Source organism: Nonomuraea sp. NPDC049607, from assembly GCF_040675375.1.
In the GTDB taxonomy this organism is placed as follows: domain Bacteria; phylum Actinomycetota; class Actinomycetes; order Streptosporangiales; family Streptosporangiaceae; genus Nonomuraea.
The window spans coordinates 119,051-134,954 of sequence record NZ_JBFAOV010000023.1; the positions used below are offsets into that span (position 1 = coordinate 119,051).

The 15,904-nt window shown below is 72.4% G+C and carries 13 protein-coding genes; 8 read left to right on the forward strand and 5 right to left on the reverse strand.

Annotated elements, in window-relative coordinates; all coding sequences use genetic code 11:
- The first annotated feature begins 129 nt into the window (after positions 1-129).
- From AB0J97_RS35085 to AB0J97_RS35105, 5 genes are all read left to right on the forward strand, one after another.
- Positions 130-1,617: a sulfatase-like hydrolase/transferase gene (locus tag AB0J97_RS35085; RefSeq protein ID WP_364096873.1), complete on the forward strand. Its 1,488-nt coding sequence runs from the start codon at positions 130-132 to the stop codon at positions 1,615-1,617.
- 49 nt (positions 1,618-1,666) lie between these two features.
- The gene (locus tag AB0J97_RS35090) at positions 1,667-2,668 is read left to right on the forward strand and encodes an aliphatic sulfonate ABC transporter substrate-binding protein (protein ID WP_364096876.1); all 1,002 of its coding nucleotides are present in this window, start codon (positions 1,667-1,669) and stop codon (positions 2,666-2,668) included.
- A 47-nt stretch (positions 2,669-2,715) separates the two neighbouring features.
- Entirely contained in the window at positions 2,716-3,927 is a 1,212-nt protein-coding gene (locus AB0J97_RS35095; RefSeq protein WP_364096879.1) for an ROK family transcriptional regulator, read from the forward strand.
- A 134-nt stretch (positions 3,928-4,061) separates the two neighbouring features.
- Positions 4,062-4,862, forward strand: coding sequence for an ABC transporter permease (locus tag AB0J97_RS35100; protein ID WP_357705702.1), 801 nt, complete (start codon positions 4,062-4,064; stop codon positions 4,860-4,862).
- Positions 4,859-5,629: an ABC transporter ATP-binding protein gene (locus tag AB0J97_RS35105; protein ID WP_357705701.1), complete on the forward strand. Its 771-nt coding sequence runs from the start codon at positions 4,859-4,861 to the stop codon at positions 5,627-5,629. The genes AB0J97_RS35100 and AB0J97_RS35105 overlap by 4 nt, the downstream gene beginning before the upstream one ends.
- Positions 5,630-5,673: 44 nt before the next feature.
- Here AB0J97_RS35105 and AB0J97_RS35110 read toward each other — a convergent pair whose 3' ends face one another.
- Complete coding sequence (locus AB0J97_RS35110; RefSeq protein ID WP_364096883.1) at positions 5,674-6,630, reverse strand: NAD-dependent epimerase/dehydratase family protein; 957 nt, start codon at positions 6,628-6,630, stop codon at positions 5,674-5,676.
- A gap of 192 nt (positions 6,631-6,822) precedes the next feature.
- On the opposite strand from AB0J97_RS35110, the gene AB0J97_RS35115 reads away from it, so the two are divergent.
- Both AB0J97_RS35115 and AB0J97_RS35120 read left to right on the forward strand, forming a co-directional pair.
- Positions 6,823-7,374, forward strand: coding sequence for a hypothetical protein (locus AB0J97_RS35115; RefSeq protein ID WP_357705699.1), 552 nt, complete (start codon positions 6,823-6,825; stop codon positions 7,372-7,374).
- Positions 7,375-7,376: 2 nt separating this feature from the next.
- Positions 7,377-10,073, forward strand: a complete 2,697-nt coding sequence (locus AB0J97_RS35120; RefSeq protein ID WP_364096887.1) for a M48 family metalloprotease — start codon at positions 7,377-7,379, stop codon at positions 10,071-10,073.
- Here the strand turns inward: AB0J97_RS35120 and AB0J97_RS35125 are convergent, their stop codons facing one another.
- Both AB0J97_RS35125 and AB0J97_RS35130 read right to left on the reverse strand, forming a co-directional pair.
- Positions 10,074-12,128, reverse strand: a complete 2,055-nt coding sequence (locus AB0J97_RS35125) for a SpoIIE family protein phosphatase (protein WP_364096890.1) — start codon at positions 12,126-12,128, stop codon at positions 10,074-10,076.
- Between the two features lie 79 nt (positions 12,129-12,207).
- Positions 12,208-12,765, reverse strand: coding sequence for a TIGR00730 family Rossman fold protein (locus AB0J97_RS35130; protein WP_364096893.1), 558 nt, complete (start codon positions 12,763-12,765; stop codon positions 12,208-12,210).
- A 108-nt stretch (positions 12,766-12,873) separates the two neighbouring features.
- Here AB0J97_RS35130 and AB0J97_RS35135 point away from each other — a divergent pair, with 108 nt between their 5' ends.
- The gene (locus AB0J97_RS35135; protein WP_357705695.1) at positions 12,874-13,779 is read left to right on the forward strand and encodes a polysaccharide deacetylase; all 906 of its coding nucleotides are present in this window, start codon (positions 12,874-12,876) and stop codon (positions 13,777-13,779) included.
- Between the two features lie 39 nt (positions 13,780-13,818).
- Here AB0J97_RS35135 and AB0J97_RS35140 read toward each other — a convergent pair whose 3' ends face one another.
- Together AB0J97_RS35140 and AB0J97_RS35145 are read right to left on the reverse strand one after the other, a co-directional pair.
- Positions 13,819-15,369, reverse strand: a complete 1,551-nt coding sequence (locus tag AB0J97_RS35140; protein WP_364096896.1) for an alpha-L-arabinofuranosidase B — start codon at positions 15,367-15,369, stop codon at positions 13,819-13,821.
- A 258-nt stretch (positions 15,370-15,627) separates the two neighbouring features.
- Positions 15,628-15,771: a hypothetical protein gene (locus tag AB0J97_RS35145; RefSeq protein ID WP_364096899.1), complete on the reverse strand. Its 144-nt coding sequence runs from the start codon at positions 15,769-15,771 to the stop codon at positions 15,628-15,630.
- Between the last annotated feature and the right edge of the window lie 133 nt (positions 15,772-15,904).

Consider the following 15,904-nt stretch of genomic DNA (forward strand, 5'->3'; position numbering starts at 1 on the left):
ATCACCCTCACCGATTTACGTCAAGAGACCGGAAATAAAAACCGACATCTCTCCCCTATCACCCCCTTGCGAAGCTCATGATCCTTCTTTAACGTAAACCCTCAAGAAAAATTAGCGATCGGAGAGCGAGTGACCAGTCCCCGCAACGTCCTGTTCCTGATGACCGACCAGCATCGGGTGGACACGCTCGGCTGCTACGGCAACCCCGTCGTCCGCACCCCCGCGCTCGACGGCCTGGCGGCGGAGGGCACGCGCTTCGACCGGTTCTACACGCCGACCGCGATCTGCACCCCGGCCCGCGCGTCGCTGTTCACGGGGCTGCACCCGTTCCGGCACGGCCTGCTGGTCAACCCCGAGCGCAACGGCGGCGGCCGGGACGAGGTCGCCGACGACCAGCCGACCCTCGCCGCGCCGCTGCGGGCCGCCGGCTACAACCTGGGCCACGTCGGCAAGTGGCACATCGGCCGCGAACGCGGGCCCGAGTTCCACGGCATGGACGGCGAGCACCTGCCCGGGGCGCTGAACCCCTTCGACCACCCCTCCTACGAAAGCTGGCTGAAGGAGCACGGCCATCCCCCCTTCGCGGTGGACAGCCCGATCTTCGGCAAGGCCCCCAACGGCACCGGCCGCGGCCATCTCATCGCCGGCAGGCTCCGGCAGCCGGCCGAGGCCACGATCGAGGCGTTCCTCGCCGACCGCACTCTGGAGCTGCTGGAACGCTACGCCGCGGACTTCCGCCGCACCGGCCGCCCGTTCCTGCTGTCCTGCCACTGGTACGGCCCCCACCTGCCGTACCTCATCCCCGACCGCTACTACGACATGTACGACCCGGACCTCGTGCCGCTGCCCGCCTCCATGGCCGAGACCTTCGCCGGCAAGCCCGAGGTGCAGCGACGCTACTCCGAGTACTGGTCGGCCGACAGCTTCGACGCCGACGCCTGGCGCAAGCTGATCGCCGTCTACTGGGGCTACGTGACGATGATCGACGACCAGATCGGCCGGCTCCTGACGGCGCTGCGCGAGCTGTCCCTCTGGGACGACACCGCGGTCGTCTTCACCGCCGACCACGGCGAGTTCACCGGCGCCCACCGGCTGAACGACAAGGGCCCGGCCATGTACGAGGACATCTACCGCATCCCCGGCATCGTCCGGGTGCCCGGCGCGCCCGCGAAGACCGTGGACGCGTTCGCCACCCTGATCGACCTCAACCCCACCATCCTGGACCTGGCCGGGCTGCCGCCGCAGGAGCCCTGCGACGGCGAGAGCCTGCTCCCGCTGCTGCGCGGCGAGCCCGCCGAGGGCCGGGACTCGGTGGTCGCCGAGTTCCACGGCCACCACTTCCCCTACTCCCAGCGCATGATCCGGGACCGCCGCCACAAGCTGGTCTTCAACCCGGAAGGCGTGCACGAGCTCTACGACCTGGACGCCGACCCGCACGAACTGCACAACGTCTACCCCGCGCCCGCCTACGCGGCGGTCCGGCGCGAGCTGACCGTACGCCTGTACCGGGAACTGCTGCGCCGCGGCGACCCGGCCTACACCTGGATGAGCTACATGGCCGACATCGGCGAGGGCCGCGCCCCCGACGTGGACGGCGTCGCCGACGAGGTCGCATGAGGCCGCCGTCACCCCCCGATCCCTCCGTGAGACGAGAAAGGACCCCCCGATGAGGCGTCCTCGCACCCTGGTCAGCGCCCTCGCGGCGCTGGCCGTCCTCCTCCCCGCCGCCGCCTGCGGCTCCTCCTCCGGCGACGGCCCCGAAGCCAAGAGCGTGCGCTTCGGCTACATCGCCGACTTCTCCGGCGCCGCCGCGCTCGCCGCGGCCGACAAGCAGGGCCTGTGGGCCAAGCAGGGGCTGGAGCCCGACCTGAAGGTGTTCACCAACGGCCCGCTGCAGATCCAGGCGCTCGGCTCCGGCGACATCGACTTCGGCTACATCGGCTCCGGCGCGACCTGGCTCCCGGCCAGCGGCAAGGCCAAGATCATCGCGCCGAACATGCTCGGCATGGCCGACCGGGTGATCACCTACCCGGAGTCGGGCATCACCTCCGTCAAGGACCTGATGGGCAAGAAGGTGGGCGTGCCCGAGGGCACGTCCGGCGACATGATCCTTGAGCTGGCCCTGAAGGAGGCCGGCCTGTCCGGCAAGGACGTGCAGAAGGTCAACATGGACCCGAGCACGGTCGTGACCGCGTTCAGCGCCAAGCAGATCGACGCGGCGGCCATCTGGTACCCGCTGATCGACACCATCAAGAAGAACGTGCCGGAGCTGGTCGAGCTGACCAAGAGCGAGGACTTCTACCCCAAGCTGAGCTTCCCCAGCTCGTTCGTCGCCCGCAACGAGCTGGTCTCCGGCGACGCGGCCACCGTCACCAAGGTGCTGAAGGTGCTCCAGGAGGCCAACGACTGGGTCGCCGGGCACGCGGCCGAGGCCGAGACGCTGACCGCCGCCTTCCTCAAGGCGCCGCCGCAGCAGTTCAAGGGCGCCTCGGCGGTGACGAAGATCCTGCCGACCGCCGAACTGGTCAAGCTGGCCAAGGACGGCACCGCGGCCGGCTGGTACAAGGGCCTGGCCGACCTGTTCGTCACCATGGGCAAGCTGACCGAGTCGCCCGAACCGTCCACGTACTTCACCGCCGACCTGTACGCGTCGGCCGCCGCCGGATGATCCGGACGGAGAGTTGACCGCAATGCCTTGCCCACCATCATGGTCCCATGTCGTCACCCACTGACGCGCTGCAGCGGCTGCGGCTGGTGCACGAGGACGCCGTGCTCGCCACGCTGCGCGCGGCGGGCGCGCTGAGCCGGGCCCAGCTCACCGAGCGCACCGGCCTGTCCCGCAGCACGCTGTTCGCGATCATCTCCGACCTGATGGACCGCGGTGCGGTGATCGAGACGGACTCGGTGCCCGCCGAGCCGCGCGGACGCGGCAGGCCCGCCGCCTTCGTCTCGCTCAACCCGGCCGCCGGCCTGCTCCTCGGCCTCGACCTCGGCCGCGGACGGGTCCGGCTGGCCGTGGCCAACGCCGCCCACCAGGTGGTGGCCACCGCCTCCGCGTCCCTGCCGGAGGACGCGGCCCCGCTGGAGGAGGCCGAGGCGGCGATCCGGCTGACCCGGGAGATCGCCGCCGAGCGCGGCATCGGCCTGGGCGCGCTGGAGGCCGTCGGCCTCGGCCTGGTCGGCGTCGTGGACGAGAGCCCCGCGCCGGCGCCGGTCGACGTCCCGGGCATCCCGCCGACGCTCCCGGCCTCCTACCTGCCGGTGGCCCGGCGGGTCGCCGAGGAGTTCGGCGTGCGGGTGGCCGTGGACAACAACGCCAGGCTCGCCGCGCTGGCCGAGGCCACGTGGGGCGTCGGCCGCTCGGTGCGCGACATGGTCTACGTACGCTGGTCGGTCGGCGTCGGCGGCGGATTCATCGTCGCCGGCCGGCTGCTGCGCGGCGCGCACGGGGCCAGCGGCGAGATCGGCCACGTCTCCCTCGACCCCGGCGGCGAGCCCTGCCACTGCGGCAGCCGCGGCTGCCTGGAGGGCGGTATCGGCGGGCAGGGCCTGCTCAGGGCGTGCGCCGCCCGCGGGGTGCGGCTGTCCGGCCTGGACGCGCTGGTCGCGGCCGCCCAGGACCGCGTGCCGGCGGTGTGCGAGGTCATCGTCTCGGCGGCGGCCGACCTGGGCCGCGTGCTGGCCGGCACCGTCGCCCAGCTCGACCCCGCGCTGATCGTGGTGGGGGGTGAGCTGGCCGGGCTGGGCAGCCTCGTCCTCGACCCGATCCGGGACGCGGTCTCGCGGCTGGCGCTGCCGCGCGCCCCTCGGGAGATCGCGGTCGCGCAGGCGGACCTGGGGGTGAACGCCTCCGCCATGGGAGCGATCGCCCTCCTCGTCCACGAGGAACCCTCGATCCCCGCCCACCTCCGCCCCCTGGCCCCCTGACCGTCACCCCACCTCACCCCACCCGCCGCTCACCTCACCCGCCCCTTCACCCCGCCCGCACCTGCTTTTCCACGGAAGCCGCAGACACGCATGCACCACCCGGAAGGACCCCCGACGATGACGAGCCCCGAACCATGACCGCCGTGACCGTGACCGATCCTCCCCCGGCCCGCAGGCGGCGCCTGGCGCGACCCCGTCGCACGCTCGTGCTCAACGCGGCCGCCGTCGTGGCGGGCCTGGCCGTCTGGAGCGGGCTGTCGCTGGCCGGCATCCAGGGCCTGTCCAGCCCGGCCGACGTGGCGGCCCGCGCCGCCGAGCTCGTCTCCGACGGCACTCTCCCCACCGACCTGCTGGCCAGCCTGCGCCGCGTGTTCACCGGCTTCGCGCTCGGCACGGCGCTGGCCGTCCCGATCGGCTTCCTCATGGGCTGGTACGCCACCGCCCGCGCGCTGATCGAACCGTACGTGCAGTTCTTCCGGACGATCCCGCCGCTGGCGATCATCCCGCTGGCCATCGTGCTGATGGGCATCGGCGAGACGCCGAAGATCTTCGTGATCTTCCTGGCGGCGTTCCTGTCGAGCGTGGTCTCCACCTTCCAGGGCGTCCTGGACGTCGACCGCACCCTGATCAACGCGGCCAGGGTGCTGGGCGCGGGCGACCGGACGATCTTCCTGAAGGTGATCGTCCCGGCGTCCACGCCGTTCATCATCGTCGGCATGCGGATCGGGCTGGGCGCGGCCTGGGGCACCCTGGTCGCCGCCGAGCTGATCGCCGCCCAGGAGGGCCTGGGCTACCGCATGCAGCAGGCGCAGCTCTACTACGACCTGCCCACGATCTTCGTCGGGCTGATCAGCATCGGCGTGCTCGGCCTGGTCATGGACCGGCTGCTGCTGCTCGCCGAGCGCCGTTTGACCGGATGGCAGGAGCGCCGATGACCCCCAAGATCTCCTTCGAGGCCGTCTCGAAGACCTTCCCGCTCAAGGACACCGAGTTCGTCGCCCTCGACCGGGTCGACCTCGACATCGCCGACCGCGAGTTCGTCACCGTCGTGGGCCCGTCGGGATGCGGCAAGAGCACGCTGATGAGCATGGCCGCGGGCCTGACCGAGCCGGGCGCCGGGCGCATCCTGCTCGACGGCGTCCCGGTGACCGGCCCCGGCCCCGAGCGCGGCGTGATCTTCCAGCAGTACGCGCTGTTCCCGTGGCTGACCGTGCGCAAGAACGTCGAGTTCGGCCTGAAGCTGGCCGGCCTGCCCGCCGACGAGCGCAGGCGGCGGGCCGAGCACGCCATCGAGCTGGTGGGCCTGACGGACTTCGCCGACGCCCTGCCCAAGACGTTGTCCGGCGGCATGAAGCAGCGCTGCGCCATCGCCCGCGCGTACGCGGTGGGCCCGCAGGTCCTGCTCATGGACGAGCCGTTCGGCGCGCTCGACGCCCTCACCCGGGTGCAGTTGCAGGACCAGCTCCTCGACACCTGGAGCAGGGAACGGCGCACGGTCATGTTCATCACCCACGACGTGGACGAGGCGGTCTACCTCGCCAACAAGGTCGTCGTCATGGCCGCCCGGCCGGGCCGGATCCACCGCGTCATCGAGGTGGATCTGCCCTATCCGCGCACGGAGGAGATCCGGCTGTCGCCGGAGTTCGCCCGCATCAGGAACGAGGTCTGGCACTCGGTCTACCACCAGGAGGCCACCGTCTGACGCCCCGTCCCCGACGTCCGGGCGGGCGGCGGGGACGGATGGGCTCAGGCGAGCAGGCGGAGCAGGCCGGCCTCCTCCTCGGCCGTGAGGCCGGAGCGGGTCACCGTGTGGCCGGAGTCGCGCAGCCAGGCGAGCGTGTCGCGGGCCGTGTCGGCCACCGGACGGATGCGCAGCCCGGCGGCCACCGTGGCGGAGGTGTCCCGGGTCATGAACCCGGCGTACTCCGGCAGCGGCAACCACAGCGGCAGCGAACGCGGCCCCATCCACGGCTCGACCTTGTGCTCGGTGAGGAACTCCTGACCGGCCCAGACGAGCTCCGGCTCGACCTCCAGCCCCTCGGCGATCCGCGCCAGCATCTCCCCCCTGCCGAACGGCATGGAGATCCCGTCGTACGGCCCGGTGAGCCCGGCCTGGGCCGCGTCGAGCGTCCAGGCGGCGAGATCGCGCACGTCGACGAACTGGACCAGGTCGCCGGGCGAGCCGGGGGCCAGCACGGGCCCGCCGCGCGCCAGCCGCTCGACCCAGTAGGTGAACCGGTCGGACAGGTCCTCGGGGCCGACGATCAGCCCGGCCCGCACGTGCAGCGCGTCGGCACCGACGATCTGCTCGCACGCCACCTTGGCCGGGCCGTAGTTCTCCGGGTCGCCCTCGTCGGCGTCGCCGGGCAGCGGGTGGTGGAGGACCTGGGTGACCCGGGTCGCGTCGGCGTAGACGCTGCACGTCGACACGAACGTCCAGTGACCGGCCCGGCCCGCCAGCTCCGTGACCGCGCGCCGGACCTGGCTCGGATGCCTGGCGACGTCGACGACCAGGTCGAACGCGCCCTTCACGGGCGCGAGCCCGCCGTCCTCGGCCCGGTCGACCCGGACGAACTCCACCCCCGGCGGCGGATCACCGGCCAGGCCGCGCGCCGCGCACACCACCTCGTGCCCGCGATCGCGTGCCTGTCGCGCGATCTCCCTGGACAGAAATCTCGTGCCACCCAGAACAAGTGTCCGCATGCCCACCATCCTGGCGCACCCGCCCCGGCCGGGCCCCCGCCCTTCACTCGCAGCGCAAAAGGCCCCCGGCGGCCGCGATGAGACGCCTCTGCGAAAGAGGTCGATCGCATTCCGCAGTCAGGTATCAGCAGAGCGGCGGACATGCTCTCATAGGGGTGATTCGGGGACTCAGTTCAAGTCAGGCGAGGAGACATGCCCGAACCAGGCTCCCCAGAAACCGGCCCCCTGGAAACCGGCGGCTCAGGTCCCACAGCGCCGACCATCGAGGAGGCCGCCCGGACGATCCTGCTCGACGTGGCCCCCGAGGACGCGCGGTTCCTGCCTCTGGCCTGCGCGGACTTCTTCGGCAACCCGATCGCGCGCAGACGCGCGGTCCGCGCCGTGCTGCGAGGACGCGAACGCGACCAGCCAACCGGCTTCGACGCGGGCGAGGGCATGCAACTCGTCCTCGGCGTGGTCCTGACCCTGCTCAACGGCGTGGCCTGCGAGGTGCTGACGGGCATGGCGACCGAGCGGGTCGACCGGCTGCGCGGCCGGTGGCGGGAGCGCCGCCGACGCAGGGCTCTGACCTCGGCCGTCGCCCCGCAGGCCGAGCGCACGCCGTTGCCCAGGGTCAGCGCGGTGGACGCGGCGGCCATCGGCGCCCAGGCGGCGGAGATCGTCCGGGCGGCGGGGATGTCCGAGGAGGCCGCCCAGCGGGTGAGCACGCTGCTCGCCGCGGCCCTCATCGACCCGCGGCCCTGACCGTGCCCACCACCAGCGGGCCGCGCCAGGGCGGCGCGGCGCCGGCCGGTCCGCCGGTGCCGCCGTCGCCGCCGAGACTGGACCCGTTCGCGCTCCCCGCGGCGACCACGGCGCGTTTCCTGCTCATGATCGTGGTCGCCGTCACCAGCGCCGTCCACCTGTACCTGGTGCTGCTCGACCGGTACGTCACCGCCAGGACCGACCTCGGCCCGCGCGCCTGCGCCCTGGCCGCGAACTCCGGCGCGGGACGCGTGCCGGACGGCGACCTGGTCCGGGACTACCTCGGGTGCCTCCAGCACGAGTCGGTCCGTGCCGGGTGGACGGTGATCGGCATGGTGGCCGTGCTGCTCGCCGTGACCGTCGTGATCCACCTCCTCCACCCGCGCCTGGTCATGCGCTCCCGCCCACGGCCGCTGGCCCGGCTCGCCGTGGACGAGGGCATGGCCGCCGTGGTGCGCCGCGTCGAGGACACCGTACGGGCCCTGGCCCCGGGGACCGAGGTGTACGTGGCGACCCTGCGCGCGAGCGCGAGCGGCCGGGCCTTCGGCCGTCGCCCCCGGTACCGGATCATCCTCGACCTCGGGCTGCTGCGCGCGGCCGACGCCGACTCCGGGCAGCTCGACGCCGTCCTCGCCCACGAGCTGGCCCATCTGCGCAACAAGGACGTCGGCCTGACCACGTTCGCCTTCGCGATCTGGTGGGCGTACGTGCTGGTCGTCGCCCTGCCCCTGCTGCTGCTCTCGGCCGTCGAGCCCGGCCTGCGCGCCGTCCTGCCGTGGCGGGTGGCGGCGGTGCTCGCTCTTCTGTGGTTCACCCGCACCGCGGTGCTCAGGACCAGGGAGTACTACGCCGACCTGCGCGGCAGCGCCACGCCGGGCGGCGAGCGGCTGCTCCTGGACACGCTGCGCCCGTCGCGGCCGACGAGCGGGCGGCGCCGGTGGGAGCCGTTGTCGTTCCATCCCGGCGACGACGAGCGGGCGGGCGTCATCCGCGGCGCGCCGCTGCTCTTCCGGGTCGGCGTGGTGGAGTCGGCGGCCGTCGGCGTGCTGCTCGGGCTCGGCTACACGCCGTGCGTCCACCTGATGAGCCTGCTGTTCCCGGCGTCCGGGGTCTCCCTGTTCACTCCGGAGCGCCTGGCGGTCGGGGTGCTGTTCGGGGCGCTGGCCACCGGCGCGGTCGCGGGCACCGTGTGGCGGGCCGGGCTGCTGGCGCAGGCCACGCACACGCGGCCGCCGTCCACGCTGCTCGCCGCGACGGCCCTGACGGCGGGGGTGCTGGCCGGCCAGCTCGTCGCGCCGCCGCTGGCGACCGGCCACGGCTCGTGGGCCGCGATCCTCGCCAGGTCGCCCGTGATCGCGGCCGTGCTGGCATTGCTGCTCGCCGTCCTGTTCCAGCTCATGCTCAGGTGGGCGCTGCTGTGCGCGTCCGTGTGGCTGCCGCTGGCCCGGCGGGTCCGCACGGCCGCGTTGGCCGGCTCGGCGCTGTCGGCGTTGATCTTCGGGACGTGGTTGAGCTTCTGGTTCGACGTCATCACGTGGATGACCGGCAGCTCGGCCGACTGGAACATCCTCTGGTTCAGCCTGTTCACCACCGCGGTCAACCCGACGTTGCAGCTCTGCGTCGTGCTGGCCTGCGCCGTCGCGGTGACCGGCTGGGCGGCGCGCCGCGGGCTGCCGCCCAGGCCTCTCGCGGCCGTCTGGCGGGACGCGCCGCCCAGCCGCCTGGCGGCGCCGCGCATGCCGCTGCCTGCGGTCAACGTCACCGCGCTGGCGATCGTCCTGGCGTACTCGGGGGTGATGGTCCCCTTCTACGGCCGGCTGCGCTCGACCTTCGGCGGCGTGCCGCTCACCGGGGACGTGCCCATGGCGAGCGCGGCGGCTCTCTTCGCCCCGCTGCTCATCGTGGCGACGGCCGTGGTCCTGGCCGGGTCGTTCTGCTTCGGCGTGGCCGCCGGAGGGCGCGGCGGCACGGCGCCGGTCGTGGCGGGCGCCGGGGTCCTCATGCTGCTGATCGTGCTCGGCCTCGTACCGCTGGTCCTGGTCCACCTGGTCATCGCGGCGTGCGGTCCCGGGCAGCTCTCGTCCTGCATGGCCCCGCTGCCGCGTCTACTGTCCCGGAACGGGCCGTTCTTCACGATCGGGTTCGCCGTGCTGATGCTGGTGGGCCCCGCCGTGGCGTGGCTGGGCAGTGTGCTGCGCGGCGGCGTGCAGGCGCTGTCCGACGCGGGTCCCCTTCCCCGGAAGGCACGTCCCTGGGGTGCGCGTCCGTGGAACGGCGCCGCCGGGCGGCCGGTCGGCGCCGTGCTCTCGCTCGTCCCCACCGTGCTCGGCGCGCTGCTGTTCGGCCAGCTGGCCATCACCGCGTTGTCCACCGCCGGCGACAAGCCACTGCCGGTCGACCGGGCGGCCGTGGTCCGCGAGCTGAGCGTGGCCTCCGAGGGTCCGGTGCCGCCCGTACGCGCCTGCGCGGCCGCCGACCGGGCCGGCGCCGAGCCGGTGTTCCGCGTCCTGGACTCCACCGGCATCGTCGTCGGCGTGGCCCGGAGCGCCCGGTATGCCGTGGCCGCGCGCGACCCCGCCGTCCAGGCCATGGGACGCGAGGCCGCCGCCGCCCTGCTGGCCGGGGACTACGGGCGGGCCCTCAACACCCACGCCGCGCTGCGCAGCCTGTGCACGGTCACGGGCCTGCTGCCCGGCTGATCACTCCTGCGAGGCGGGCGGGAGCCGGAGGGCGATGATGGCGATGTCGTCGAGCCCGGTGCTGGGCAGGCCGCTGAGCACCTGGTCGCAGAAGCTGTCCAGCGGTTCGGCGGCGAGCGACTCCGCCACCCGGCGCAGCCGCTCCAGGCCGAGGTCGAGATGCTCGCCCGACCGCTCGATGAGGCCGTCGGTGTAGAACAGCACCGTGCCGCCCGGCGGGAGCGGTTCCGTCTGGGAGGCGCGGGTCTCGTCGTCGGGGAAGCCGAGCAGCGGGCTGACCGCGCCCTCCAGGAAGCGTCCGTGGCCCTGGGCGGTGACCAGCAGGGGCGGCGGATGGCCGGCCACCGCGAACCGCAGCCGGTGGCCGCCCTCGCACTCCTCCACGCGGGCGAACACGCACGTGGCCGTGACGTCGGAGGACAACGACTCCATCGCGACGTTGAGCCGGGTCAGGATCTCGCCGGGCGGCTCGCAGCGGTCCATCGCCAGCGCCCGCAGCATGTTGCGCAACTGGCTCATCAGGACGGCCGCCGACAGGTCGTGCCCCGCCACGTCGCCGATGACCAGCGCCGGGACGCCGTCGGGCAGGACGAAGCAGTCGTACCAGTCGCCGCCCACCTCGGCGGCGCTCGGGCTGGCCCGGTAGCGGGCCACGATCCGCAGGCCCGGCAGCCGCGGCGGCTCGGCGAGCAGGCTGTACTGCAGGGCCAGCGCGACCTGCTGGGTGCGCTGGAAGCGGATGGCCCGGCTCAGGGCGTCGTGGGCGTGGCCGAACATGTTGGTCAGCAGCGAGATGTCGGCCCGGCTGATCGCGGCGCGTTCGCCGCACGTCACCACCCCGACCACGGCGGGGACCGTGCCGTCGACCACGACCGGCAGGATCAGCAGGCTGTTGGCGTCGCTGGCCGCCAGCCACTCGCGCGTGCTCGCGGGGGCCAGGCCGGGCGGCGGCGACCCGGCCGGGAACGTCTGCAGCATGGGCCGCCGCCGGCGTACGGCCGTCACGAAGGCGTTGTCGTCGTCGAGCTGCTCCTCGCTGTACGGCGACAGCGGCACCAGGCCGCGACGGACCGCGGTGACCAGCCGCTCGACGACGAACGGCGCCCCGCCGTGCCGCTCGCCGGTGAGGTCGGTGACGAGGTAGACGCCGCAGCCGTCGGCCAGCTCGGGCACGATGACGTCGGACAGCGCGCCGAGCATCTCCTCCAGGCTGGTGGCCTGGGCCGTGGCCGCCGCGGCGTTGTCGAGCAGGCGCTGCCGGCGCTGCTCCTGCCACTGCTCCTCGATGTCGGTGCACGACCCCACCCACTCCACGATCTGGCCGTTCTCGCAGATGGGCACGGCGCGCATCTGGAAGTGCCGGTAGGAGCCGTCGGCGGTGTGCAGCCGGTAGACGTGCTCCCAGGTGTCGATGGCCCTGCTGACCGCCCGGACCCACGACCTGATCGTGTCCTGGCGGTCGTCGGGATGGACCATCTTGAGCCAACCCTGGCCGCGGTGCTCCTCCCACGGCTGCCCGGTGACCCGCTCCCAGGTCGGGCTGGGCTCGTGCACGTAGCCGTCGCGGGTGGTCACCCAGATGATCTGCGCGCTGACCTTCATCAGGCTCTCGTAGCGGCGCAGGATGCGGCGGCGTTCCTCGGCGATGGCCTCGATCCGCCGCGCGGCGGTGACCTGGTCGGTCACCTCCATCACCACTTCCAGCACACCGTAGTCGCCGGGGCCGAAGACGACGCGCGACAGGCTGGAGGTGAAGAACCGCTTCTCGGTGCCTTCCAGCCCGCCGACGACGTACTCCGGCTCGGCCGTGGTGACGAACGGCTCGCCGGTGGCGTAGACCCGGTCGAACTGGGCGCGGAAGTGCACCTCGACGAACTCCGCGAACGCCTCCTCGATCGGCATCCCAGTGCGGCTGTCGGCGAACAGGGAGCGGTAGGCGGCGTTGGTGTAGACCAGGCGGTGGTCGGGGCCGCGCGCGACCGCCACGCCCACCGGCGCCGGGTCCAGCACTTCGAACGCCAGCCCGCTGCCTGCGGGCTCGCCGTCAGCCCCCATCGTGACCTCCCCCGACGGCCACAGCCTCCTCCCCCCCTACCCGCGCGCGATCGTCCCTGAACGCCCCCCGCCGGGCCGGTCAGCCCCGGTCGCCCGGCGGGATCAGGCCCGACTGTTCCTCCAGGTAGGCGATGGCCCCGACGCCCTCCTCGGCGAAGAACACCAGCTCGGTGAGGGGCAGCGGCAGGAAGCCCTCCGCCTCCATGCGCTGGAACTGCTGCTTCAGCCCGTCGTAGAAGCCCGCGGTGTTCAGCAACACGACCGGCTTGGCGTGCAGGCCGTGCTTGCGCAGCTCCAGGATCTCGGTGGCCTCGTCGAGCGTCCCGCTGCCGCCCACCATGATCACGAAGCCGTCGGCGCGGGACAGCAGTTGCGCCTTGCGCTCGGCCAGGTCGCGGGTGACCAGCATCTCGTCGGCGCCCGGCCGGGCCTTGTGCGCCAGGAACTCGACCGAGACGCCCACCAGGCGACCGCCGGCCTCCTGCACGCCGTCGGCCATGACCTTCATCAGGCCGGTGTCGGAGCCGCCCCACACCAGGGTGTGGCCGCCCTTGCCGATGAGCTCGGCGAACTCGCGGGCGGGACGGGTGTAACGCTCGTCGAGGTCGGCGGCGGAGCAGAAGACGCAGATGTTCACGCCGTAACTGTAGGCGAACCAGACCAGGTCAGGGCACCTATGAAGGATCTACCCAAGATCCGACGAACCCGGTTGCCCGGCCGTCACGCCGGGGGTACGTCCTGGTCCATGAAGAAAGCCATCAACGTGTGCTTCGGCGTGGACGTGGACGCCGTGGCGGGCTGGATCGGCTCGTACGGCGGCCAGGACTCACCGAACGACATCCAGCGGGGCGTGTTCGCCGCCGAGGTCGGGACCCCGAGGCTGCTGCGCCTGTTCGCCCGCGAGGGAATCCGGACGAGCTGGTTCGTCCCTGGACATTCGGCGGAGTCGTTCCCCGACCAGATGCGGCGGATCGTCGAGGCCGGGCACGACGTCGGCGCGCACGGCTACATGCACGAGAACCCGGTCTCGATGTCCGCCCAGCAGGAGGAGGACGTCCTGGCGCGCAGCCTAGAGGTGCTGGACCAGGTGCTCGGCGTCCGGCCCCGCGGCTATGTGGCGCCGTGGTGGGAGATGTCCGCGCGGACCGCCGAGTTGCTGCTGCGCTACGGCTTCGGCTACGACCACTCGCAGTCCTACCGCGACTTCCAGCCCTTCTACGCCCGCAAGGGCGAGCGCTGGACGCGCATCGACTACGAGCAGGCCGCCTCGACCTGGATGAAGCCGCTGGTGCCCGGCGAGGAGGTGGACCTGGTGGAGTTCTCGGCGAACTGGTACCTGGACGACCTGCCGCCGATGATGTTCATCAAGAGCTCGCCGAACAGCCACGGCTTCGTCAACCCGCGCGACCTCGAACAGCAGTGGCGCGACCAGTTCGACTGGGTCTATCGCGAGCTGGACTACGCGGTCTTCCCCATCACGCTGCACCCCGACGTCAGCGGGCGTCCCCAGGTGCTGCTGATGCTGGAGCGGCTCATCGCGCACATGCGCGGGCACAAGGGCGTCACGTTCATGTCGATGGCCGAGGCCGAGATCGACTTCCGCGCCCGTTTCCCCTTCGACGGGCGGGCCCGGCCGGCCGACATGCGGTGAGCCGCCCCCGGTCGCGGGCCGGGGACGGCTCGGGGCCCGTCACGCCCAGGGCGGGCTGACGGCCCAGCTCACGTCGGCCGCCCAGGAGGTGGCGCTGTCGAAGGCGTGCGAGCCGCCGTTGCTCGCGATGTAGACGGTGTTGTCGTAGTGGCGCAGGAACCGGTCGGGGAAGTTGGCGGAGGCGAACGACGTGCCCTGGCCGCTCTTCCCCGCCTGCGGGCAGAAGGTGGCGTCGGCGGCGAACAGCGCGCTGCCGTCGTTGTGCTGCCGGTGGAGCTGGTAGTTCTGGTGCCGCAGGTAGTCGCCCGGGTAGTTGCGCGACTCGAACGACAGGCACGAGCTCCCGGCCAGCCCGGCGCGGACGATCCACGTGGCGTCGCTCCTGTCCAGCGACGAGCTGCCGGAGCCGATCACCGACGTGACGACCTGGTCGTTCTGGTGGCGCAGGTAGCGGGTGGTGCAGCAGGCCGTGGTCGCGCGCAGCGAGACGGACGCGCCGGGGGTGAGCGTCCCGTCCGCGCCGCCGCCCGTCGTGGTGTAACCGGCGGCGACGATGGCCGCCTGCACGGCGTTCTCGGTGGCGTTCGAGGGGTAGCCGGAGGTCATCACGCCCTCGTAGAAGGTGCCGGCGGAGCCGTTGCTGTTGTCGCCGCCGATGCCGAGGATGATCGCGCCCTCCTTCTTCATGGGGTTGTAGCCGGGGGCGTTGGGGCGCGGGCCGTCGTAGTAGGTGGACAGGCCGCCGGACTGGGCGTTCCCGGCGCGGATCGCCCAGTGGTTCGGCTCGCCCTTGACGACGGCGGTCAGGTAGCGGTGGCTGACGCTGGGGTCGTTCGCGTTGTAGCCCGGGTTCACGCCGGAGAACAGGCCGTTCTCCAGGTCGGCCATGACCCAGGGGCCGTTGCCGGTGCCGTAGCCCCAGACCTTGATGTCGCCGAAGTAGATGGCCTCCATCGTGCCGTTGCCGTTGTCGCGGCTGTTGGTCTCGGCGTTGCCGTAGTCGAAGCAGCAGCCGCCGTTGTGGTGGGTGCCGTCGAAGACGGCGTACATGCCTTCGGGCTGGTCGCCCTTGGCGACGCCGTTGGTGGTGTTGTTCCGGTAGCCGGTGCCGGGGGTGACCCGGACGCCGTACGCCTTGTGGCCGTTGATCATGGTCGGGGCGGCGGTGGCGATCGCGAGGTTGTCGTACCCGCCGGGCGCCGGGCCGGGGAACCCGCCGGGGGGCGCCTGGGTGAGGTGGTTGCCCCGTCCGGACTGGTCGTAGAGGACGGTGATGAGGCAGGTCGTGCCGGCGCAGAAGGCGTCCTGGGCGGCGGCGTCGGCGTAGCCGCCCGCGCCGAGGAGGCCGACGTCGCGGGTGGCGTTGTCGGAGGAGCGGCGCACCTGGTAGAGGGGGCCGTTGTAGGCGGCGTACAGGGCGCGGGTGGTGCTGTGCGCCGCGACGCAGGGGGTGCCGCCGGCGGCGTAGATGTCGCACGACTGCTGGGTGGCGGCCTGCGACGCCGCGGGGGCGACGGCGAGCAGCCCGGCGACGAGCGCGACGGCCGCTCCCGCCTTTTTGAGAATGCTTGATCCGGACCGGGACATCATCAATGAACCGCTGCCTTTCAGGGGGTGCCGAGGTAATTCGACGCACGGAAACAGGCGATCGGCCGCTGCGCGGACGCGCACAGCCCTATGCCCATTGACCTGCGACGAACCGTCAGGGACGGAAAGGAAGTTGCTCTGTTATCGCTAACATTATTGCCGCTGCGAACCTCCGGGAATACGTAAATAGGTGACCGGCTCACTATGAAACGAAATTGCGGGCGCCGTCAAGTTCCGCAGGTTGCGTCAATCGCGTGCCGCTCACGCCGTTTCACACAGGCGCGCCACCACGAGCGCGCCGGCCCGCGGCCGACCGGCGTAGGCGTCCGCCTGCATCTGGTGGGTGCCGGCGCTCCACAGGGAGCCGAGGGTGAGGGACGCCTGCTTCCACGTCGGCGACCTCATCAGGAGGAGATTCGGCCCGTCGCCGCACCGTCCGGCCGATCTCCCGAACCTGGGCGAGGGTGATCAACACATCCTCAACGAGGACTCAACAGCGGCGGGGCAGGCTGGCCGGGCCCTCGCGTTCACCTCACCA